Source organism: Mesorhizobium sp. LCM 4577 (assembly GCF_001854795.2).
Lineage (GTDB): Bacteria > Pseudomonadota > Alphaproteobacteria > Rhizobiales > Rhizobiaceae > Mesorhizobium > Mesorhizobium plurifarium.
This window is the reverse complement of sequence record NZ_MDDU01000013.1, coordinates 306,968-327,595: the sequence shown is the minus strand read 5'-3', so window position 1 is coordinate 327,595 and position 20,628 is coordinate 306,968. Positions and strand designations below refer to the sequence as shown.

Here is a 20,628-nt window from a genome sequence, read left to right as displayed (position 1 = left end):
TTGCTCACCAGGAGATCAACTTCCCGTCGCTTCGTTCCACTTCTTGACATAGTCGGGCAGCTTGGTGAGCGCTTCGTCCCAGTTCGGCGCCCAGATGGTCACGCCCTTCATCGCCTCCTGCGCCTTGGCGAAATTGGCATCGTCCGGCTTCACATCCTTGCGAGCAGGCAGGCCGAGCGCGACGGAGCTTACCGTCGACTGCGCTTCCTTGGAGAGCAGGAACTCGATCAGCTTCTTGCCGTTGTCGGAATTGGGCGCGCCGGTGACCAAGCCGATTTCGTAGGGCAGCGCGAAGGTGGAGCGGGTGCCGTCCGGACCGGCGGGCCAGAACACCTTGATGTTCGGATTGTCGGCCATCTGCGACAGGTTCATCTGCAGGTCGCCATTGGCGACATGCAGCTCGCCCTTGTTGACCAGCGCGGTCAGCTTGCCGGTCGAGGCGGACGGGCCGACATTGTTGTCCTGCAGCTTCTTCATGAATTCGAAGCCGGCATCCTCGCCGCCGAAGGCGTGGATGATCTCGAGCATGACGGCGGTGCCGTCGCCGGCCTGGCCGGGTGTCGAATACTGGATCTTGCCCTTGAACTTCGGATCGAGCAGGTCGTTGTAGCTCTTCGGCGCTTCCGAGAGCACCGAGGCGTTGTAGATAAAGTTCATGTAGTTGTTGACCAGCGGCCGGTACTTGTCGGTGCCGCCGTCGATCTGGTCGGAGCCTTCCGGCTTGAAATCCTGCAGCAGGCCGTCGGCGGCGGCGCGCTGGATGAAGGGCGGCAGCGTCACCAGGACGTCGGCCTGCGGGTTCGACTTCTCCTTGGCGACGCGCTCGACGACGCCGCCCGAGCCGCCCTCGATATACTGCACGGTGATGCCGGTGGCCTTGGTGAAGGCGGCAAACTCGGTCTCGTACCAGCTGCCGTTGCCGTCATGCAGGCCGTCGGCCGAATAGATGGTGACGACGCCGTCGGCGAAGGCCGGCGCGACCAGCGCCGAGGAGCCGAGCAGCGTCGCGGCGAAGGTTACAGCTATGGCAAGATTTCGCGATTTCATGGTCAGTTCCCCTGTGATGGAAGGCACATCCTGCGACGCACTCGTGGTCGCGCTGAACTGGTTCCGCCACGGGCGGTTAGCGCTGGTGCATGTCGTCGTTGTGTCAACTTTGAGGGTCGCCAATCGATAAGTAAAATCTATTTATTTTATGACTGACAAGCCTGAGCTGATATTTGTCATGAAACTGTCGCATGGTCTCTGCAGGCGTGTCCTCCTGCACGCCCGGTTGCGGTTCCTCACRCAAATGACGGATTTTTCAGCGGAATTCGACGCCTGTAGTCTGCGCGCGCAAGCGCGGGTCGCGCGAACGAACCGTCACAGGCCGGCCGTCGAGCACTTCGAAACAACGGGCTAAAGTGTCGTCCTCGAGCCGGCGCATCGCCTCATGCGTGAAGAAGGTGAGGTGCGGAAACAGGATCACATTGTCGCGATCGAAAAGCGCGCTCATCGGATGGCCGGACCTCGCCAGTGGCTCCAGCGAATAAACGTCGAGTCCCGCTCCGGCGATGCGCCCGGCGAYGATCGCGTCGACAAGCGCTCCTTCGTCGACGATGGCTCCCCGCGAGACGTTGATGAGGATCGCCGAAGGCTTCATGCAAGTGAGCTCTTGCGCGCCGATAAGGCCCCGCGTGTCATCGTTCAGAACGCAGTGGATCGAGACGAAATCGCAGACCCGCAGCATCGCTTGCAGATCGTCGGCCTTCTCGATGCCGGCGGCCTGCATCGTTGCAGCGTCGACGCCGGGATCGAAGCCGAGCACCTTTGCACGGAACCCCTGCCCCGCCATGCGCGCCATGCTACGGCCAATCTTGCCGCAGCCGACCAGTCCGAGCCTCGATCCGGCGATGTCGCGGCCCAGCCAGCGCTGTTCCGGCCAGAGCCAGCCATCGCGCGAAACAGCCGCGGTGATCGCCGGCAGCCGCTTCGCCAGCGCGATCATCAGCGCGAAAGCGCCTTCGGCGACCGTCTCCTCGGCATACTCAGGAACATTGACGACGGGAATGCCACGCCGCATCGCCGCCTTTATGTCGATGGCATCGATGCCGACGCCGTATTTGACGATGCCCTTGAGTTGTCGCGCCGCTTCGATGACGCGCGCGGTGATCGGCGTGTAGCACATCAGGATGAGATCGGCATTAGTGATCGCCGCCATAAGCTCGGTCTCTGGGATGCCGTCCGGCAGCGTGACGAGCTCGACGCCGCGCGCCCGAAGGCCGGCGTCGATGCCCGGACATTCGAGCTCGCGATCGGTGCGAACCGCCTTCACCGGGCTCAGGCCGCCAGCACGGCGGCCTCGACGATGTCGAGCGCCCGGTCGAGATCGGCGCGCGCAATCACCAGCGGCGGCGACAGCGTCAGCACGTTGCCTTGGCTGATCTTGAAGCTCAGCCCCTGGTCGAGGCAGCGATAATAGATCTTCTCGGCAAGCGCGCGCGCCGGCGCGCGGCTCGCCTTGTCCTCGACCATCTCGACGCCGAACATCAGCCCCCTGCCCCTGACGTCGCCGACGAAAGGCGAGCGCCGCATGAGGTCGTTCATGCGGGCGAGCGCATGGGCGCCAAGCTCGGCCGAGCGCTCGACGAGGCCTTCCTCGCGAATGATGGCGATGGTGGTCAGCGCCGCGCGGGCCGTCACAGGGTTCTTCTCGTGGGTATAATGGCCGATCGCATAGTCGCCGGCCACGTCGAGGTCGCGCCGCGCGATCACCGAGGCGATCGGCAGGATGCCGCCGCCGAGCGATTTGCCGAGCACGATGATATCGGGCGTGACGCCATCATGCTCGGAGGCGAAGAACTTTCCGGTCTTGCCGAGACCGGTCGGGATCTCGTCGAAGATGAGCAGCGTGCCGTGCCGGTCGCAGGCTTCGCGCACCGCTTTCCAGAAGCCCGGCGCCGGCACCAGCGGCGTCGCGCGCATCGGCTCGGCGATGAAGGCGGCGAAATCGCCTTCGCGCCCCAGCACGTAAGCGATCATGTTGGCGCAGGCCCGAGCCGACTCCTCCAGCGAATTGGTGCCGTAGGGACAATTATGCGGCGCCCAGGGCGCGACATGCTCGGTGCCGGGCAAGAGCGGCCCGGCGATGCCGGATCGGAACGTCGCCTCGCCGCCGACGCTGGAAGCGCCGAAACCGGCGCCGTGGAAGGCATCCCAGAAGGACAGCGTCTTGAACCGGCCGGTCGCCGCGCGCGCCAATTTCAGCGACACCTCGATCGCGTCGGACCCGCCGGTCGTGAACAGCACCTTGCCGAGATCTCCCGGCGCCAGCGCGCGAAGCGTCTCGGCAAGCTCGACCGCCGGCTCGCAGGTGAAACGCCGCGGCGCGAAGGGCAATTCGTCCATCTGCTTGGCGATCGCTTCCTTGAGCCGGGGATGGCCGTAGCCGATATGGTGGACGCTGTTGCCGTGGAAATCCATGTAGCGGCGTCCGGCCTTGTCCTCGATCCAGATGCCTTCGGCCTTGGCTATGGCAGAGACGCAGGGGCTGGACAGGCTCTGGTGCAGGAAGGCTTCGGCGTCGCGGCGCAAAAGCTCCTGCGAGGGCGCGTGGCTTTGCCTGGCGCTCCATTCCTGGCGCGCCGCGGCCTTGTTGGATTCGCCTTCGGTATGGACGAGCGTCATTGGCCGAACAACTCCACGATGGTCGCCTCGCCAAGCCCAAATCCGGTGCTGGCGCCGGTGCCGCTGGTGACGATCACCAGCCGCACGTCTTCATGCGGGGTATCGCGCAGCACGGCATTCTTCGCCGAAGCGTAATATCCCGTCCAGCGCGCGAGCACGTTCGGCGCCTTGCCGAACAATGTCTTGAACTCGCCGAGGATCAATTGGTCGACGGCTTCCGACCCGAACGGATCGAGCGTCAGCCCGTAATGATGGGAATCGCCGACGACCAGCGAACCATCCGCGCTCTGCACCACGATCAGGTGAACGCCGTTGGCCAAGGCGGCGCCGGGTTCCTCACTCAATTTCGCCCGCAACGCGCCGGCTTCCGGCAATGCGGCGAAACCGCCATAACGCAACAGGCTGAGATCGGACATCAACGCGGACGAAAGCCGGAAGCCGGGATCGGCGAGGCGCAGCATCTGCAGCTTGCAGCGCTGCACGCCGTGCTTGCCGATCAGCCCCGGATAGAGCGAGCTGAAATCGTCGCCGGGACAGACGACGACCTTTTCGGCGTCAACACGTCCCGCGCTGGTTTCGACGAAGGGCGGCGCGATTTCGGTCACCGACACGCCGGTGCGGAACACGACGCCATGCTTCTCAGCCAGGAACGATGCCAGCCGCGGCAGCACTTCGCGCGACTCCACGCGCAACTCGAAAGGGCTATGGAGCCCGCCGATGATCGCGCTCTGGTCGAGGCCGGCCTGCTGCGCGAGCACCTCACGCGCGGTCAGAAGCTTGCACGCGCCGCCATGCTCGCCGGCCTTGAACGTCTCGAGCAAGGCCAGCGCTTCCGGGCGCTGCGCCGCGATCAGCTTGCCGCGATGCAGGATCGCGATGCCCGCCTCATTCGCCAGCTCGAGCCAGATTTCCCGGCTGCGTTCCGCCAGCCGGCGCGACAGGCCCGGCTCCTGTCCGGTGACGACGACGAGACCGAAATTGCGGATCGAAGCGCCGTTGGCCTTCTGATCGCGATCGATGACGACGACACGCAAGCCGCGCCGTGCCGCAGCCAAGGCATGGGCCAGCCCGATGATGCCGGAGCCGACAACGGCAAGGTCGAAACTGTCCTTCACGGCGCCTACCACGGCAAGGAGAAGGTCTTGACGTTGGTGTAACTCTTCATCGCCTCGATGACGCCTTCCTTGTAGCCATTGCCGGAATCCTTGATGCCGCCGAAGGGGCTCATCTCGATGCGGTATCCCGGCACTTCCCAGATGTTGACGGTGCCGACCTTCAAGCCGGTGATGTATTTCTGCATGCGGCGGAAGTCGTTGGTGCACACACCGGACGACAGGCCGAATGCCGTCGAGTTCGACAGCGTGATCAGCGCCTCGTCATCGTCGGGCGCGCGCACGATCGGCACGATCGGCCCGAAAGTTTCCTCCATCACCAACTCGGACTGGTGCGGCACGCGGTCGACGACGATGGGAGGAAGCAGCGCTCCCTTGCGGCCCGGATCATAGAGCACTTCCGCGCCCTGCTCCGCCGCCATGTGGACGCGCTTCTCGAACAAGGCCGCCGCCTTCTCGTGCACCACGGTGCCAAGCTGGGTGGCCGGATCGCGCGGGTCGCCGAAGCGGATCGCCTTGGCCCGCTCCAGCACCATCGGCACGAAACGATCCGCGACCTTTTCCTGCACCAGGATGCGCTTCACCGCCGTGCAGCGCTGGCCGGAATTCTTGGTCGCGCCGGCAACCGCAAGATCGGCCGCCTTGGCGAGGTCATCATCCGAAAGATCGTTGAGCACGATCAGCGGATCGTTGCCGCCGAGCTCCAGCACCTGGCGCTTGTAGCCGGCCTTGGACGCAATCATCTTGCCGACCGGCACGCCGCCGGTGAAGGTGATGAGATCGATATTGGGATTGGTGATCATCTCGTCGCCGATATCGGCCGGCCATCCGGTGACGACTGACAACATTTCCGGCGGCAGGCCGGCCTCATAGAGGATGTCGGCAAGCATCAGCGCAGTGATCGGCGTCAGCTCCGTCGGCTTGACCACGACGCAATTGTTGGTGGCGATCGCCGGCGCCACCTTGTGCGACACCATGTTGAGCGGATGGTTGAACGGCGTGATCGCCGAGATCGCGTTGAGCGGCTCGCGGAGGGTGAAGATCTTGCGCTGCTTGCCATGCGGGGTGAGATCACAGGAGAAGATCTGTCCGTCGTCCTGGATGGCCAGCTGGCCGCTGAGGGTAAATACATCGAAGGCGCGTCCGACTTCGTAGAGCGAGTCCTGCTTGGAGATGCCGAGCTCCAGCGTGATGAGATCGGACAATTCGTCCTTGCGGGCGTTGAGCAGCTCGGCGGTCCTGAGCAGGATCTTCTGCCGCTCATAGCGCGTCAGCTTCGGCTGGTAGGCAGCCGCGATCTCGAAGGCGCGCCGCGCATGCTCCGCCCCGCTCGCCGGCACGGTGCCAATGACGGTGTCGTTCCAGGGAAACCGGACCTCCAGCCGGCGCTCGGCGTCGACCTTCTCGCCGGCGATGCGCATCGGCTCGTGGCGGACCTTGATGGCGGGATCGAGTTGGGTCATCGGTTGGTTCCAGTCTTGGATATGTCGCGGGGTCGACCCCCACTCCGGCCCTTCGGGCCACCTCTCCCCCGATCGACGGGGGAGAGAAGATCAGTCGGCGTCGGCGCTTGATCCTCCGCGGTCCAAAGCGTCCAGCCCGAAGCGCGGCAAAAATCGGTTTGGCGCCTTTCCTCTCCCCCGTCGATCGGGGGAGAGGTGCCGGGCGAAGCCCGGCGGAGTGGGGGTCGATGGCGCCAACCCTATGCCTGCGCCGCCGCCATCGTCGCGTAATAAAACGCATCGAAATTGCGCAGCACGGGCTCGTTCGGCAGATCCGGCAGCACGCGGTTGACGATGAAGGGCACCTCCTGCTCGGTCAGCCCGCCATGCGAGCGCAGCGGCTCGTCGAGCGCCGCCAGATTGTGCCTATGCTCCGAAGTGCCGATCGTCTTGTTCTCGCCCGAGATCAGGATGATGTCGCCCATGCGGTCCTCGGGCAGCTCGAAGCGGGTGCAGCCTTCCTCGCGGCCGAGCACCAGGATGATGTCCTCGACCTTGCGCAGCTTTTCCATCACTGCCTCGCGGTCGGCGCTCTTCGGAAGGTAAGCGGTGGCGAAGGAGCCCAGCGCGCCGTGATGCACGACATAAGGGTCGGTGATCGGCAGGATGACGCGTGCGGCGTCCTTGCCCAGCCATTCGTCGAGAAGATCCTGCACATAGACCACATTGGGCGAGCCGTCGGCATGGTGCTTCGGCTTCATGCCATGGTCGGCGGTGACGACGATCGCCGCGCCCAGTGCGTCAAGCTCGGTGAGATATTTGTCGAACATTTCGTAGAAGGCGTTGGCCTGGGGCACGCCCGGCGCGTATTTGTGCTGCACATAGTCGGTGGTGGTGAGATACATCACGTCCGGCCGGAACTCCTTCAGGAGTTGCACGCCGGCGGCGAAGACGAATTCCGACAGCTCTGCCGAGTAGACCTCCGGCACCGGCAGGCCGAAATGCTTCGATGCGTTGTCGATGCCGTGCTCGGCTTTCGTCGTGGTGTCCGACTTCTCGGCCGAGAAGCACATCGCCCGGCCATCCTCGAACTTCAGCCCCTTGCCGAGCAGTGCCCTGAGCTTGTCCTTGGCCGTCACCACCGCCACCTTGGCGCCGGCGTCATAGAAAGCCTGGAACACAGTCGGCGCGCGCAGGAACTTCGGGTCGTTCATCATCACCTCTTCGCCCGTCTGCGGGTTGTAGAGATAGTTGCCGCAGATGCCGTGCACCGCCGGCGGCCGGCCGGTGGCGATCGACAGATTGTTGGGGTTGGTGAAGCTCGGGATCACCGAATRGGCAAAGCGCACCGTGCCCTTCTTCTTGATCCTTTCCAGCGCCGGCATCAGCCCGGCTTTGATCGCTTCATCGAGATAGGCCGGCTCGCAGCCGTCGAGACAGATGGCGATGGCCGGCACGCGCGGCCAGGCATAGGAACGGCCATTGGCCGTGACGTTGACGGGAGACATCTGGTTCATCTCAAGGACCTTTCAGGCGGCGAGCTTGGCGCGCTCGGCGATAGCGGCGGGGGACGGGGCGGCGGTGTCGACGCCCATCTCGTTCAGCGACTGTGCGGCTGCTTCGACCACGCGGCGCATGACATGCTCATCCATCTGGCCGATGCAGCCGATGCGGAAGGAGTCCACCACCGTGAGCTTGCCCGGATAGATGATGAAGCCCTTGTCCTTCATCAACTCGTAGAAGCGGTCGAAGGCGAAGTTCGGATGCGCCGGATTGAAGAAGGTGACGATGATCGGCGACAGCCAGCGATCCTTGAGCAGCGTTTCGAAACCGAGATCGCGCATGCCGGCCACCATGACGTCGCGGTTCAGCGTATAGCGCGCGCCGCGTCCAGCGACGCCGCCCTCGGCCTCATGCAGCCGCAGCGCTTCGAGAAAGGCGGCGACCACATGCGTCGGCGGCGTGTAGCGCCACTGCCCGGTCTTGTTCATGTTCGCCCATTGCGCATGGACGTCGAGCGACAGCGAATGGCTGCGGCCCTTCGCGGCTTCGAGCTCGCTCTTGCGGGCGATGACGAAGCCGAAACCCGGCACGCCCTCAATGCATTTGTTGGCTGACGACACCATCGCCTCGTAACGGATCTCGTTGACGTCGAGCGGGATGGCGCCGAAGGCGCTCATGGAATCGACCAGCAGTTTGCGGCCGTTGGCATAGACGGCTTCCGATATCTCCGCGACCGGGTTGAGGATGCCGGAGCTGGTCTCGCAATGGATGGCGATCACATGGGTGATCGCGGGATCGGCCCTCAGCGCCGCCGCCACCTCCTCGCCGCGCGGCGGCAGGTAATCGCCCTTGTCGATCAGCGTGTAGGCGCGGCCGATATATTGCATCGTCTGCGCGGCGCGCAGCCCGTAGGCGCCATTGGCCAGAACCAGCACCTTGCCGTCCTTCGGCACGAACGAGCCGAGCATGGCCTCGACGCAGAAGGAGCCGCTGCCCTGCATCGGTACGCAGTCGAATTCGTCTCTGGCGTCGCCGGTCAACACCAGAAGGCGGCGGCGCAGGTCGGCTGTCATGGCGCGGAAATCGCCGTCCCAGGAGCCCCAGTCGCGCAGCATCRCCTGCTTGACCGCGTAAGCCGTGGTGAGCGGGCCGGGGGTAAGCAGATAGGGTTCGCCGAGCGCCGGCGCATCCAGCGGCTTGGTCGCCGCAAATTTCGTCTCAGCCAGCATGCTGCCCTCCCACTTCGATCCTGTCATTGGAATATGACAACCATTCTGAGCGGGCATGACATATTTGTAAAATCGTTATTTTGTATTGATGTATCGATCTGATCGATGATAAGAATCAAGCCAGAAGCGACGCTAGGGGAGCCAAGCGAATGCGCTATGTCCAGCTCAGGGCATTTCACCAGGTCGCCATTTCCGGCGGCTTTTCGCGCGCGGCCGAAGCGCTCTTCCTCACCCAGCCGGCGATTTCGGACCAGGTGCGCAAGCTTGAGGAAGAATATGACGTGCTCCTGTTCAACCGGAACAAGAAGCAGGTAACGCTGACCACGCAGGGCCAGAGGCTGCTCGAGATCACCCACCGCATGTTCGAGACCGAGCAGCAGGCGCTGGAACTGTTGACCGAGTCGCGCGCGCTGCGTTCCGGCACGTTGCGCATCGTCGCCGACGCGGCGCATCATCTGCTGCATATCCTCGGTGCCTTTCGCGCCCGTTACCCCGGCGTCCAGGTGTCCCTGCGCTCCGGCAATACGGAGACCGTGATCAGCAGCCTTTACAGCTACGAAGCCGATATCGGGGTTCTGGGCGAAATGCCCGCGGGGCGTGATTTCGAGATGCTCAAGCTCAACTCGACGCCGATCATCGCCTTCGTGTCCGCCGATCACCCGCTGTCCGGCAGGAAATCGCTGACGCTCGGACAGCTCGCGCAGGAACCGCTGGTGATGCGCGAGCGCGGCTCGAAAACACGCAAGAAGCTGGAAGATCTCGCCATGGCTTCGAATGTCGAGCTGAAGCCCGCCATCGAAGCCGAAGGCCGTGAGGCCGTGCGCGAGATCGTCGCCTCCGGAGCTGGTGTCGGTTTCGTCTCGGCCGCCGAGTTCGGCCACGACTCGCGGCTGGTGCCGATCGTGATCGACGCGCCGGAAACGCTGATGGACGAAGCGCTGATCTGCCTGCGCGAACGCAGCGGCGGCAAGCTCGTGCGCGCCTTCCTCGATATGGCCCGCTCGATGTCGGGGGATTGAACTCGATTTACGTCGATCCCGGCGCCGCCGCGGTCACCCGCCACACCGTGTTGCCGACATCATCGGCGATCAGCAGCGCGCCGGATTTATCGACGGCAACGCCGACCGGGCGGCCCCGCGCCTCGCCCCTGTCGTTGAGGAAGCCGGTGACGACATCTTGCGCCATGCCGTTCGGATGCCCGCCGCTGAACGGCACGAAAACCACCTTGTAGCCGTTGAAGCGAGTGCGGTTCCAGCTGCCATGCTCGCCGATAAAGGCGCCGCCGCGATAGGATTGCGGCAGGTTGCTCGCGGTGTAGAAGGCGAGCCCGAGCGGCGCGACATGCGAGCTCAGCGCATAGTCCGGCGGGATGGCCTTGGCCACCATATCGGGCCGTTGCGGCATTACGCGCGGATCGACATGCTGGCCGTAATAGCTGTAGGGCCAGCCATAGAAGGCGCCGTCCTTCACCGAGGTCATGTAGTCCGGCACGAGGTTCGGGCCGAGCTCGTCACGCTCGTTGACCACCGTCCAAAGCGCCTTGCTTTCCGGTTCGAACGACAGGCCGTTGGGATTGCGCAGCCCGCTGGCGAAGATGCGCCAACGGCCGGTGGCGCGGTCGACTTCCCAGATCGCGGCGCGGTCCTTCTCTGCCTGGATGCCGTTCTCGGTGATGTTGGAGTTCGAGCCGACGCCGACATAGAGCAGCGAGCCGTCTGGGCTCGCGACCAGGCTCTTGGTCCAGTGGTGATCGATCGGCCCGCCCGGGAGTTCGGTCAGCACCTTGCCCGCCGCCGTGATCTTGGTGTCGCCCGGCTGGTAGGGATAGCGCACGATCGCGTCCGTGTTGGCGACATAGAGATCGTTGCCGACCAGCGCCACGCCGAAGGGCGAGTTGAGATGGTCGAGGAACACGCCCTGGTAATCCGGCTTGCCGTCGCCATTGGTGTCGCGCAACAGCGTGATGCGATTGCTCGGCCCGGTGTCGCCGCCGGAGGTGACCCAGCTCTCGACCAATCCCATGATGATGTCCTTGGGCCGCTTGACCGATGCTTCGTTCGGCGCCGTCGATTCCACCACCAGGATGTCGCCATTGGGCAGCACATAGAGCGAGCGCGGATGCTGAAGACCCTTCGCCATCGCCTCGATCTGCAGGCCTTGCGCGACGGTCGGCTTCTCATCGTTTTTCCAGCCGACCACCGAGGCCAGGTGCATCGGCGGGAACAGATATTGATTTATCTCCGGCAGTTTTGGATTCGGACCGATCTGCGCGTTCGGATCGGTGTTGTCGTCGCTGCAGCCGGCAAGACCCAGGGCCATCGCGCAGCAAAGAGCTGCGATCGGCCATCTGATCGCGCTGTCAAACCGTCTCATCGGCCACTCCTACATGATGGCGATAGACCAGCCCCCAGCCGAGCCAGCCGGTGAAGAGCAGGATGATCACCACCAGCGCCGAGAGGATCAGCCCGGTCGGCACCACGGATGTCCAGGCATCGCGCGTGTGGACCAGCATGTTGAAGAAGGACAGAACAAGCGCGACGAGATTGCCGGCCATATGCAGCCATGCGGTCGGCTGAGCGCGTATCTCGCGATCGCCAAGAAAGTCGGTCAGCCCCGCGATGGCAGCCAGAATGCCGACGATGACGCCGACGGTCAGCAGCCAAGCCGAGAAGTTCGCCCAAGTCATTTCGGCCGTCCGCCAGTAGGCGATATCGGTGAGCAAGGTCCCGACGAAACAGGCGATCGGGATGGTGACGAGCATGGGATGTATGGGATGGCCGGCTATGCTTGCCGTGGATCGCGGATTGTCCATGCGTAAGCTCCTTCCCGCGCTGCTGCTCAGGCCTAACAGCGCGAAAAGAGGAATGTTCCGCTGGAAATTCTCGCGCTCACCAGAAGGTGAACGCTCGACTCTCAGCCACGGCCGACGCGGAATAGGCTGTTCAAGAGTGACCGGGGGCGCACTTTATCAGAGACGATAATCACGCAAGCCGCGCGGCATGCCACTTCAGATGATCGTCCATGAAGGTCGAGATGAAATTGTAGGAATGGTCGTAGTTTTCCTGCATGCGCAGGGTGAGGTCGATCCCTGCCTTCTTACATGCTTCTTCCAGCAGCCATGGGCGAAGACCGTCCTGCAGGAAACCGTCCGCCGTGCCTTGGTCGACCAGGAATTCCGCAAAACGCCTGCCATCCTCGATCAGCAGCGTCGTGTCATAAGCACGCCAGCTCTTTTCGTCCGATCCGAGATATTTCTCGAAGGCCGGCCGCGACCAGCCGGCCGTCGATGGCTGCACGATCGGCGCGAAGGCCGAGCAGCTCCGGTAGCGTTCCGGATTTTTCAGCGCGATCGTCAGCGCGCCATGCCCGCCCATCGAATGACCGAAGATGGCCTGGCGCGACAGGTCGGCCGGAAAATTGGCGGCGACGAGCGCCGGCAATTCCTCGGCGATGTAGGAATACATGCGATAGTTCTTCGCATAAGGCTCTTGCGTCGCGTCGAGGTAGAAGCCGGCGCCGCAGCCGAACTGCCAATTGTCCTTCTCATCGGGGACGTCAGAACCGCGAGGGCTGGTGTCGGGACAAACGACGATGAGCCCGAGCTCGGACGCCAGGCGCCGGTACTCGCCCTTGTCCATGACATTTGCGTGCGTGCAGGTAAGCCCCGACAGGTACCACAGGACCGGGAGCGGCCCGTCCTTGGCCTGGGRCGGCACGAACACCGCAAAGGTCATGTCGCAGGCGCAGACCTCCGAAGCGTGCGAATAGACGCCCTGGACGCCGCCATGCGATTTCGATGTGGAAACGACCTTCATCGGTTCTGCCTTTCGTCAGGAAATCTTGATCCGGCATAACCGCCGGCCGGGGCTCGTGCAACCTTGCGCCTCGGCAAACTACACGGGCGGTGCGACGAAGCTACGTCCGGCTAGCCCGCCGGAGCAATCAGGTCCGGGCCAATTTGCTGAAAACCGGGCACACCGCAAAGCTTCAGGCCGGTTGCGATTTCCTCAAGCAAAATATCCAGCACCCGCTCGATGCCGGCCTGTCCCGCCACCGCGCCGAACAGCGCGGCCCGGCCGATTGCCGCTGCCGCCGCTCCGCGTGCTTTTGCCTTGATGACGTCCATGCCCGTTCGGATGCCGGAATCGATCAGGATCGGAGCCCGGCCGCCGACGGCCGCGTGCACGGCCGCGGTTGCATCGACGCTCGCGATCGCGCCGTCGAGCTGCCGGCCGCCATGATTGGACACCCAGATCCCGTCCGCGCCCTCCCCGATCAAACTGACGGCATCGTCCGGATGCAGGACGCCCTTCACGATCAGCGGCCCCTTCCACCAGTCGCGGATCGTGCGGAAGTCGGCCCAGTCGAAACCCGCATGGAGATTGCGGCCGACGCGCGCGGCGATCGTCAGCCCCGCGCTGGTGTCGCCGAGATAGCCGCGGACATTCTCGAACTGCGGCAAGCCGCCGCGAAGCAGGCGAAACGACCAGCCCGGATGCGCAATCCCTTCGATCATGTGTCGCAGCGAGGGCCGCAGCGGGATCGAAATCCCGTTCCTCAGATCCTTCTCGCGCTTGCCGCCCGCCTGGAGATCGACGGTCACGACCAACGCCGAATAGCCGAACTCTTCAGCCTGCCGCACCAGTCGGCGGTTGAAATCGAAATCCTTCAGCACATAGAGCTGGAACCAGAGCGGTCCCTCGACGTCCTTTGCCATTCGCTCGATGCCGGTCGTTGCCATGGTCGACAGCGTGTAAGGGATGCCGCGCGCCGCCGCCGCTTTGGCGATTGCAATGTCGGCGCCGGGGCGCACGAGCGCGCAGGATCCCATCGGGCTGATCACCAGCGGCGTCGGATAGGTCCTCGACCACATCGAGGTGGTCAAGTCCGGCTGCGACACATCGGTCAGCACGCGAGGCAGCAGCCGAATACGTTCGAAGCCGGCGCGGTTGTCGCGCAAGGTCAGTTCCTGACCTGCCCCGCCGTCGACGAACTCGAAGACCGATTTCGGCAACCGACGGCGCGCCAGCCGGCGAAAATCCTCCACCGATACGCAGCGATCGAGCCGCCCCATCGCCTCAGGCCGCGAGCCGGTCGCAAACGGTCCCGGTGATCTCGGCGGTCGATGACCTCCCTTTGAGATCCGCGCTGAGCAGCCCGTTTGCCAGGCACGCTTCCGTCACGCGGCGAATTTGTTCGGCGGCATCAATCAGCCTTTCGTCGTCATGTCCGCGGCCGAGCCAATCGAGCATGGCCRCCGCCGACAGGATCGTGCCGTAGGGGTTTGCGATCCCTTTGCCGGCAATGTCCGGCGCGGAGCCGTGGGCGGCCTGGAAGAAGCCGTTTGCGTCGCCGACCTCCGCCGAGGGCGCCATTCCCATTCCGCCGACCGTCGCCGCCGCCAGGTCCGACAGGATATCGCCGAACATGTTCTCGCTGACGATGACGTTGAAATGGCCGGGCTTCAGCACGAGGTGCATGGCCATGGCATCGACCAACGCATGTTCCGTCGCGATGTCGGGATAATCCTTCGCCACCTCATCGAACACCGAGCGGAAAAAGGCATAGCTGCGCAGCACATTGGCCTTGTCGCAGCAGGTCACCCGGCGTACGCCGTCGCGCGGCGCGCCGTTCGACTGTCGCGCCAGTTCGAAGGCCTTGCGCACGATGCGCTCGATGCCGGTGCGTGTCTGCACGAGCGTGTCGACCGCCACCTCGCCGCGCAGCAGCGCCCCTGCCCCGCGCGCCGCGTAAAGCCCTTCGCTGTTCTCGCGCAGGATGACGTAGTCGATGTCGCCGGCCTTCACACCGCTGAGCGGGCTCGTCACGCCCTCGAAGAGCCTGATGGGGCGGATGTTGGCGTAGAGGTCGAGCTCGAAACGGAGCCTCAGAGTGAAATCCAGACCCGCTTCCGTGCCGTCCGGATAGACCACGCCGGGCAGGCCGCCGGCTCCGTGCAGGATCGCATCCGCCGCGCGGCAGGCCTGGAAGGTCGGCTCGGGAAAGCTCTGCCCGGTCTTCAGGAAATGCTCCGCCCCGGCGGGATATTCGGTGAACTGCAAAGGGCAGCCCGACCCGAATGCCGCCTTCACCACCTCGACTGCCGCTGCGCAGACCTCGGGGCCGATGCCGTCGCCATGGACGACCGCGATCTGGTAGACATCCTTCATCGCCAATCCTTCAGGAACCGCAAACAGTCAGATGCATTTGCCGCCGTCGACATTGAGGTCGACGCCGGTGATCATGCTGGCTTCGTCGGAGCAGAGGAACGCGGCGGCGTTGCCCATGTCCTGCGGCGTCGACAGCCGGCCGATCGGAATGGTGGCGACGACGCGGGCGCGGTTTTCCTCGCCGGAGCCGATGAAAGTAGACAGAAGCGGCGTGTCGCCGGCGACGGGGTTGATCGCGTTGACGCGGATGCCGAAGGGCGCGAGTTCCACCGCCATCGCCCGGGTGGCGGCGATCGCCCAACCCTTCGAGGCGTTGTACCAGGTGAGGTTCGGGCGCGGCGATACGCCGCCCGTGGAAGCGACATTGAGGATGGCGCCCGATTTGATCGATTTGAAGTGCGGCACCACAGCCCGAGCGCCATTGTAGATCGAGCGCATGTTGACATTGGCGATGCGGTCGAACAGGCCTTCGTCCATCGTCTCCAGCGGCAGCGGCGGCTGCGCGACGCCGGCATTGTTGACCAGTATGTCGAGGCCGCCGAAGGCAGATCGCGCAAGGTCGGCGGCCGCTGCAAAACTCTCGAGTGTCGAAACGTCGCCCGTGATCGGTCGCACCTTGTCGCCGGCTTCGCCGCTGACGCGCGCGGCCGCCGCCTCGTCCCGGTCCATCAGCACGACCGATGCGCCTTCCTCGACGAACTTCTTGACGATGCCTTCGCCAAATCCCGACCCACCACCCGTGACGATGGCAACTTTGCCAGCAAGTCTCATATCCGTTCCTCCGTTGCCGGAACCATCGGGGAAGACGCGCGCCTTGCACAGTCCGATTATCTGAACGCCCTTTTAGCTTTCCTTGTTTGAGGTCGCCGGCAGCGGGAGTAATAGTCGCGTCGGAATCGTGAGGAGGAGACGATGACGCTGAACTTCGACCCGAGGGCGAAGGCCACCACGCTCTACCATGGCGAATTCCGGCCGATGTTCATCGGCGGCAAGTGGGTCGCGGCGCAATCCGGCGACGTGATGCAGGCGCTGAACCCGGCGACGGGCGAAGTGCTGGCGACTGTTCCGCGCGGCGGAGCCGCCGATATCGACGCGGCGGTGGCCGCCGCGCGGGCCGCCTTCGAGGGGCCTTGGTCCAAATTCTCGCCCTACGAGCGGCAATGCGTGCTGCTCAGGATCGCCGACCTGTTCGAAAAGCATTGGGAAGAGCTCAGCGTCTCCGACACGCTCGACATGGGCCTGCCGATCACCCGCACGCTGGCCAACCGGCGCCGGGTCATCGGCATGCTGCGTTTCTATGGCGGCATGGCGACCGCGCTGCATGGCGAGGCGATCGACAATTCCATCCCCGGCGAGATCGTCACGTTCACCCGGCGCGAGCCGGTCGGCGTCGTCGGCGCGATCATCCCCTGGAACGCGCCGACCGCCGCCTCGATCTGGAAGATCGCGCCGGCTCTCGCCACCGGCTGCACCATCGTGCTGAAGCCGTCGGAGGATGCATCGCTGACGCCGCTGCTGATCGCGAAGCTGATGCAGGAAGCCGGCGTGCCCGACGGCGTCGTCAACGTCGTCACCGGAACCGGCGCCGAGGCCGGGGCGCGGCTCGCCGAACATCCGGACGTCAACAAGATCGTCTTCACCGGCTCGACGCTCACGGGCCAGGCGATCGCGCGCGCCGGCGTCACCAACCTCAAGCGTGTTTCACTCGAGCTCGGCGGCAAGTCGCCGATCATCGTCTGCCGCGACGCTGATATCGACAAGGCCGTGCCGGTCGCGGCGATGGCGGTGTTCGTGCATTCGGGTCAGATCTGCATCGCCGGCTCACGCCTCTTCGTGGCGCGCGAGATCCATGACGAGTTCGTGCGCCGCGTCGCCGAGTTTGCCGGCAAGCTGCGCATCGGCCACGGCATCGAGGCGGAGACCGAGATCGGACCGCTGATCAACGCCAGGCAGGCCGGCAAGGTGGAAGGCTACATCAAGGCCGGCAGCGACGAAGGCGCCAGGCTGGTCGCCGGCGGATCGCGGCTGACGGGCGAGCTCTATGACGGCGGCAACTTCATCGCGCCGACCGTCTTCGGCGCTGTGTCGGACAAGATGACCATCGCGCGCGAAGAAATCTTCGGGCCGGTCATCTCGGCGATGCCTTTCGACACTTTGGACGAGGTTGTCGCGCGCGCCAACGCGACGCCCTACGGCCTTGCGGCCGGCATCTTCACCACCAATCTCGGCACCGCGCACAAGCTCGCGCGCCGCGTCAAGGCGGGCTCGGTCTGGGTCAACATGTACCATGCCATCGATCCGGCCGTGCCGTTCGGTGGCATGAAGATGTCCGGCTACGGCCGCGAGGGCGGCATCGAGCATCTGCACGAATATCTGGAGACCAAGGCGGTCTGGATCCAGACGGATTGATATTCAGGTGAGGCAGGCTTGCGAATGGCGGCGTTCTGCGCAGGCGCCCGTAGCTTCGTCATCCTAGGGCGAAGCAAGGAGCGAAGCGACGCGCGCAGACCCTAGGATCCATGCCTGAACMTGCGAGCGCTGCTAGGGTAAAGAATAGTCACCAGCCGACCCCGCGAAATAGCTCGGACCAAGTCGGATTGGTCTTCTCGATCAGTTCGACCTTCCATTGCCTCGGCCAGCGTTTCAGCGATTTCTCCCGCTGAATAGCGTCGGCGATATCGAAAAACTCCTCATACCAGACCAAACGCTGCACGTTGTAGCGGCTGGTGAAGCGTGAACCTTGGCCAGCTTTGTGCTCTGGAATTCGACGGGCGAGGTCATTGGTGACACCGATGTAGATCGTGCCGCCTTTCTGGCTCGCGGTCATGTAGACGTATCCGGTCATCTGGCGATCTCAATCTGCTGTCAACGACCATTCTGCACCGTGGCACTCTAGGGTCGAGATTCCGGCATGGATCCTAGGGTCTTCGCGCGTCGCTTCGCTCCTTGCTACGCCCTAGGGTGACGAGCGGAGTGGCTTTCTGCACCAATCTTTAAAGCGCCCTGCTCACCCCGCCAGCTCGCGCAGATTGGTGCGGATCAGGTTCATCAGCTGCTCTGAGAAGGAGTGGTGCACGTAGCCCCGCGCGGTGATGATGCCGACGGAGCGGTGTGCGTCGCGATGGTCGATCGGCACCACCCGCATGCGCTCGTCGTTGCGCGAGATGGCGATGCCGGGCACCACGCAGACACCCAGTCCCGACGACACCAGCGCCACCGCCGTCTGTGCGCTTTCGACCTCGTATTGCGGCTTGAGCTCGATGCCCTCCGCCGCCGTCAGCCGGTCGAGAAGGCCGCGCACCGCCGTCTTGCGGTTGAGCAGGATCAGCGGGAAACGCTTGAGATCGGACAGATTGAGCTTCTTTTCGCCGCTATAGTTTTCCACCGGGATGCAGGCCATCAGCGGATCGTCCAGGATCGACTCGAACTGGAAGTCGTTGAGGTTCGGCAGTTCGGGGCCGAGATAGAACTCGACCTCCTGCTGCTGCAACAGCGCAAGCGCTGCCTGCGGCGGGGTCTCGATGACCTCGACGATCGAGCGCGGATAGCGCAACTTGAACGTCGCCAGTATGTCGCCCAGCCGGCTCGCCGCCAGCGTCGGCGCGCAGGCGATCTGCACCTTGCCCTTGCGCCGCGCGGCGATCTCGGTCAGCCGGTCGAGGCTGGTCTGCACCTGCGACATCGCATTGGCGATCTCCTCGAACAGCACCTGGCCTTCCGGCGTCAGGCTGGCGCGCTGCGCCGTGCGGATGAAGAGGGAGATGCCGATCTGCTCCTCCAGGTCGCGTATCTGCATGGAGACGGCCGACGGCGAGCGGTTGCTTTCTTCGGCAGCACGCCGGAAGCTGCCGTTTTCCGCGGCAAGCAGGAACGTCTGCAGAAGTTTCAGGTTGATGCTGGACATGTCCGCCCGGGCAGGTGATCTAGCCTCCTGCCTATTCAGACGCGGATGCGATTGCAAGGCAATAGGGCCGCTTCCGGCGTTAGCCAGCAAATCTGTTCCTGTTCAATGGACCGCGGCGAACATGACGCGCTCCTCGGTTGCGTCCGACAGCATCATCTCCTCGACCACGCGGCCGCGCTTGACGACCAGGATGCGGTCGGAAACCGCAAGGATTTCCGGCAGATAGGAGGAGATGACGACGACAGCCATGCCCTGATCGGCAAGATCGCTGATAAGCTGGTGGATCTCGACGATGGCGCCGACGTCGACGCCGCGCGTCGGCTCGTCGAAGATCACCAGCTTGGGCTGCTGGATCAGCGATTTGGCGATCACGACCTTTTGCTGGTTCCCGCCGGAAAGCTCGATCATCCTCGCGCGGTCGCTGATCTGCTTCAGCCTGAGCCGCTCGCCCCATTGCTTGGCGAGCTCCCTGGCGCGCGCCAGGGACACTATCGATACCGGGTTGGATGTGTCGGTCAGTTCGCCGATCTGCAGGTTCTCGCCCGCCGTCATCGTCTCGAAGAACCCGTCGAACTTGCGGTCCTCCGTCACATAGACGATGCCGTCGCGCACCGCCGGCCGGGGCACGCGATAGCGCACCGACTTGCCGAGCAGACGGATTTCGCCGCCATGGAAGAGGTTGCGCTTCAACAGCCCGGCTACGACCTTGGCCATCTCGGTGCGGCCCGCGCCGACCAGTCCGAACATGCCGGTGACCTGACCAGAGAACACCGAGAAGGACGAGTTGCGCACCAGACCGGCGCAGGACAGGTTCTCGACCGAAAGCACCTTGTCGCCATAGGGGCGCGCCGTGCGTTTGACCTCGCCATGCAGCGTTTCGGTGAGCGTGCGTCCCACCATCGCCTGCACGATCGAGGCGCGAGTGAAACCCTTGGCCTCGCCCGAGGCCACGATCTCGCCGTCGCGCATCACGGTGATGCGGTTCGCCACGGCCAGCGCCTCTTCCAGCGCGTGGGTGATGAAGATGATGGCAATGCCTTCCCTCACCAGCCGCTGCAACAGATTGAAAAAATGCCGTTTTTCTTCCGGCGTCAGCGTCGCGGTCGGCTCGTCGAAGATGATGACGCGCGCCTTGTGATGGACGGCGCGCGCGATCTCCACCATCTGCTTGTGAGCGGCGCCGAGCGTGCTCACCTGCGCGGTCGGATCGACCTGGAAACCCATGCCGGCGAGAAACTGACGCGCCTGGATGTAGAGGCCGCGCAGCCGGTTGAACATCTTCTCTTCGCCGAGATAGAGGTTCTGCGCCACGGTCATGGCCGGCACGAGATTGGTTTCCTGGAACACCATGGCGATGCCGGCGCGCAGCGCTTCGGCGGGCGTTGCGAAAGACACCTCCTTGCCGTCGAAGAACAGCTTGCCCTCGGTCAGCTTGAACACGCCGGCCATGACCTTGGTCAGCGTCGATTTGCCGGCGCCGTTTTCGCCCAGAAGCGCGTGGATCTCGCCCTTGCGCAGGTCGAAATTGACGTTCTTGAAGGCCGGGATGCGCGAGAACGCCTTGGTCGCGTCCTTGAGTTCGATGATGTTATCCGCCATCGT

18 protein-coding genes are annotated in these 20,628 nt (G+C 64.2%); 2 read left to right on the top strand and 16 right to left on the bottom strand.

The genetic code is table 11. The features are described 5' to 3' along the window. Positions 1 to 15 precede the first annotated feature (15 nt). From LCM4577_RS16820 to LCM4577_RS16790, 7 genes are all read right to left on the bottom strand, one after another. The gene (locus tag LCM4577_RS16820) at positions 16 to 1,047 is read right to left on the bottom strand and encodes a 2-aminoethylphosphonate ABC transporter substrate-binding protein (protein ID WP_040983978.1); all 1,032 of its coding nucleotides are present in this window, start codon (positions 1,045 to 1,047) and stop codon (positions 16 to 18) included. 256 nt (positions 1,048 to 1,303) lie between these two features. Further along, the gene (locus tag LCM4577_RS16815) at positions 1,304 to 2,314 is read right to left on the bottom strand and encodes a 2-hydroxyacid dehydrogenase (protein ID WP_071072322.1); all 1,011 of its coding nucleotides are present in this window, start codon (positions 2,312 to 2,314) and stop codon (positions 1,304 to 1,306) included. A 5-nt stretch (positions 2,315 to 2,319) separates the two neighbouring features. Beyond that, positions 2,320 to 3,666, bottom strand: a complete 1,347-nt coding sequence (locus LCM4577_RS16810; RefSeq protein ID WP_071072320.1) for an aspartate aminotransferase family protein — start codon at positions 3,664 to 3,666, stop codon at positions 2,320 to 2,322. Further along, the gene (locus LCM4577_RS16805; protein WP_071032241.1) at positions 3,663 to 4,781 is read right to left on the bottom strand and encodes a TIGR03364 family FAD-dependent oxidoreductase; all 1,119 of its coding nucleotides are present in this window, start codon (positions 4,779 to 4,781) and stop codon (positions 3,663 to 3,665) included. The genes LCM4577_RS16810 and LCM4577_RS16805 overlap by 4 nt, the downstream gene beginning before the upstream one ends. Positions 4,782 to 4,786: 5 nt before the next feature. Beyond that, positions 4,787 to 6,241 (bottom strand): phosphonoacetaldehyde dehydrogenase, encoded by a 1,455-nt coding sequence (gene phnY, locus LCM4577_RS16800; protein WP_071072318.1) that lies wholly within the window; start codon positions 6,239 to 6,241, stop codon positions 4,787 to 4,789. Between the two features lie 239 nt (positions 6,242 to 6,480). Beyond that, the gene (gene phnA / locus LCM4577_RS16795; RefSeq protein WP_071072316.1) at positions 6,481 to 7,737 is read right to left on the bottom strand and encodes a phosphonoacetate hydrolase; all 1,257 of its coding nucleotides are present in this window, start codon (positions 7,735 to 7,737) and stop codon (positions 6,481 to 6,483) included. 12 nt (positions 7,738 to 7,749) lie between these two features. Further along, the gene (locus LCM4577_RS16790) at positions 7,750 to 8,952 is read right to left on the bottom strand and encodes a 2-aminoethylphosphonate--pyruvate transaminase (protein WP_071072314.1); all 1,203 of its coding nucleotides are present in this window, start codon (positions 8,950 to 8,952) and stop codon (positions 7,750 to 7,752) included. Between the two features lie 149 nt (positions 8,953 to 9,101). Between LCM4577_RS16790 and LCM4577_RS16785 the strand changes: the two genes are divergently transcribed. Then, positions 9,102 to 9,971 (top strand): LysR substrate-binding domain-containing protein, encoded by an 870-nt coding sequence (locus LCM4577_RS16785; RefSeq protein ID WP_040983968.1) that lies wholly within the window; start codon positions 9,102 to 9,104, stop codon positions 9,969 to 9,971. A 7-nt stretch (positions 9,972 to 9,978) separates the two neighbouring features. On the opposite strand, the gene LCM4577_RS16780 is transcribed toward LCM4577_RS16785, so the two are convergent. The 6 genes from LCM4577_RS16780 to LCM4577_RS16755 form a co-directional block, all read right to left on the bottom strand. Further along, positions 9,979 to 11,325, bottom strand: a complete 1,347-nt coding sequence (locus LCM4577_RS16780; protein WP_071072312.1) for a sorbosone dehydrogenase family protein — start codon at positions 11,323 to 11,325, stop codon at positions 9,979 to 9,981. Further along, the gene (locus tag LCM4577_RS16775; RefSeq protein WP_041008053.1) at positions 11,312 to 11,764 is read right to left on the bottom strand and encodes a DUF2231 domain-containing protein; all 453 of its coding nucleotides are present in this window, start codon (positions 11,762 to 11,764) and stop codon (positions 11,312 to 11,314) included. Before LCM4577_RS16775 ends, LCM4577_RS16780 begins: the two co-directional genes overlap by 14 nt. Before the next feature lie 169 nt (positions 11,765 to 11,933). Further along, positions 11,934 to 12,767 carry an S-formylglutathione hydrolase gene (fghA, locus tag LCM4577_RS16770; protein WP_071072310.1) on the bottom strand — a complete coding sequence of 278 codons (834 nt, stop codon included), beginning with the start codon at positions 12,765 to 12,767 and terminating at the stop codon, positions 11,934 to 11,936. Between the two features lie 110 nt (positions 12,768 to 12,877). Next, positions 12,878 to 14,026: an alpha-hydroxy acid oxidase gene (locus LCM4577_RS16765; protein WP_071072308.1), complete on the bottom strand. Its 1,149-nt coding sequence runs from the start codon at positions 14,024 to 14,026 to the stop codon at positions 12,878 to 12,880. Between the two features lie 4 nt (positions 14,027 to 14,030). Next, a complete protein-coding gene (locus LCM4577_RS16760) occupies positions 14,031 to 15,122 on the bottom strand; it encodes an isocitrate/isopropylmalate dehydrogenase family protein (protein ID WP_071072306.1) in 1,092 nt (363 codons plus the stop codon). A gap of 27 nt (positions 15,123 to 15,149) precedes the next feature. Continuing rightward, entirely contained in the window at positions 15,150 to 15,893 is a 744-nt protein-coding gene (locus LCM4577_RS16755; protein ID WP_040983959.1) for a glucose 1-dehydrogenase, read from the bottom strand. A 141-nt stretch (positions 15,894 to 16,034) separates the two neighbouring features. Between LCM4577_RS16755 and LCM4577_RS16750 the strand changes: the two genes are divergently transcribed. Next, complete coding sequence (locus tag LCM4577_RS16750) at positions 16,035 to 17,531, top strand: aldehyde dehydrogenase (RefSeq protein ID WP_071072304.1); 1,497 nt, start codon at positions 16,035 to 16,037, stop codon at positions 17,529 to 17,531. Positions 17,532 to 17,679: 148 nt separating this feature from the next. Here LCM4577_RS16750 and LCM4577_RS16745 read toward each other — a convergent pair whose 3' ends face one another. From LCM4577_RS16745 to LCM4577_RS16735, 3 genes are all read right to left on the bottom strand, one after another. After that, positions 17,680 to 17,967 carry a GIY-YIG nuclease family protein gene (locus LCM4577_RS16745; RefSeq protein WP_071032233.1) on the bottom strand — a complete coding sequence of 96 codons (288 nt, stop codon included), beginning with the start codon at positions 17,965 to 17,967 and terminating at the stop codon, positions 17,680 to 17,682. Between the two features lie 162 nt (positions 17,968 to 18,129). After that, positions 18,130 to 19,026: a LysR family transcriptional regulator gene (locus tag LCM4577_RS16740; RefSeq protein ID WP_041007652.1), complete on the bottom strand. Its 897-nt coding sequence runs from the start codon at positions 19,024 to 19,026 to the stop codon at positions 18,130 to 18,132. 102 nt (positions 19,027 to 19,128) lie between these two features. Next, positions 19,129 to 20,625 carry a sugar ABC transporter ATP-binding protein gene (locus tag LCM4577_RS16735; RefSeq protein ID WP_071072303.1) on the bottom strand — a complete coding sequence of 499 codons (1,497 nt, stop codon included), beginning with the start codon at positions 20,623 to 20,625 and terminating at the stop codon, positions 19,129 to 19,131. Between the last annotated feature and the right edge of the window lie 3 nt (positions 20,626 to 20,628).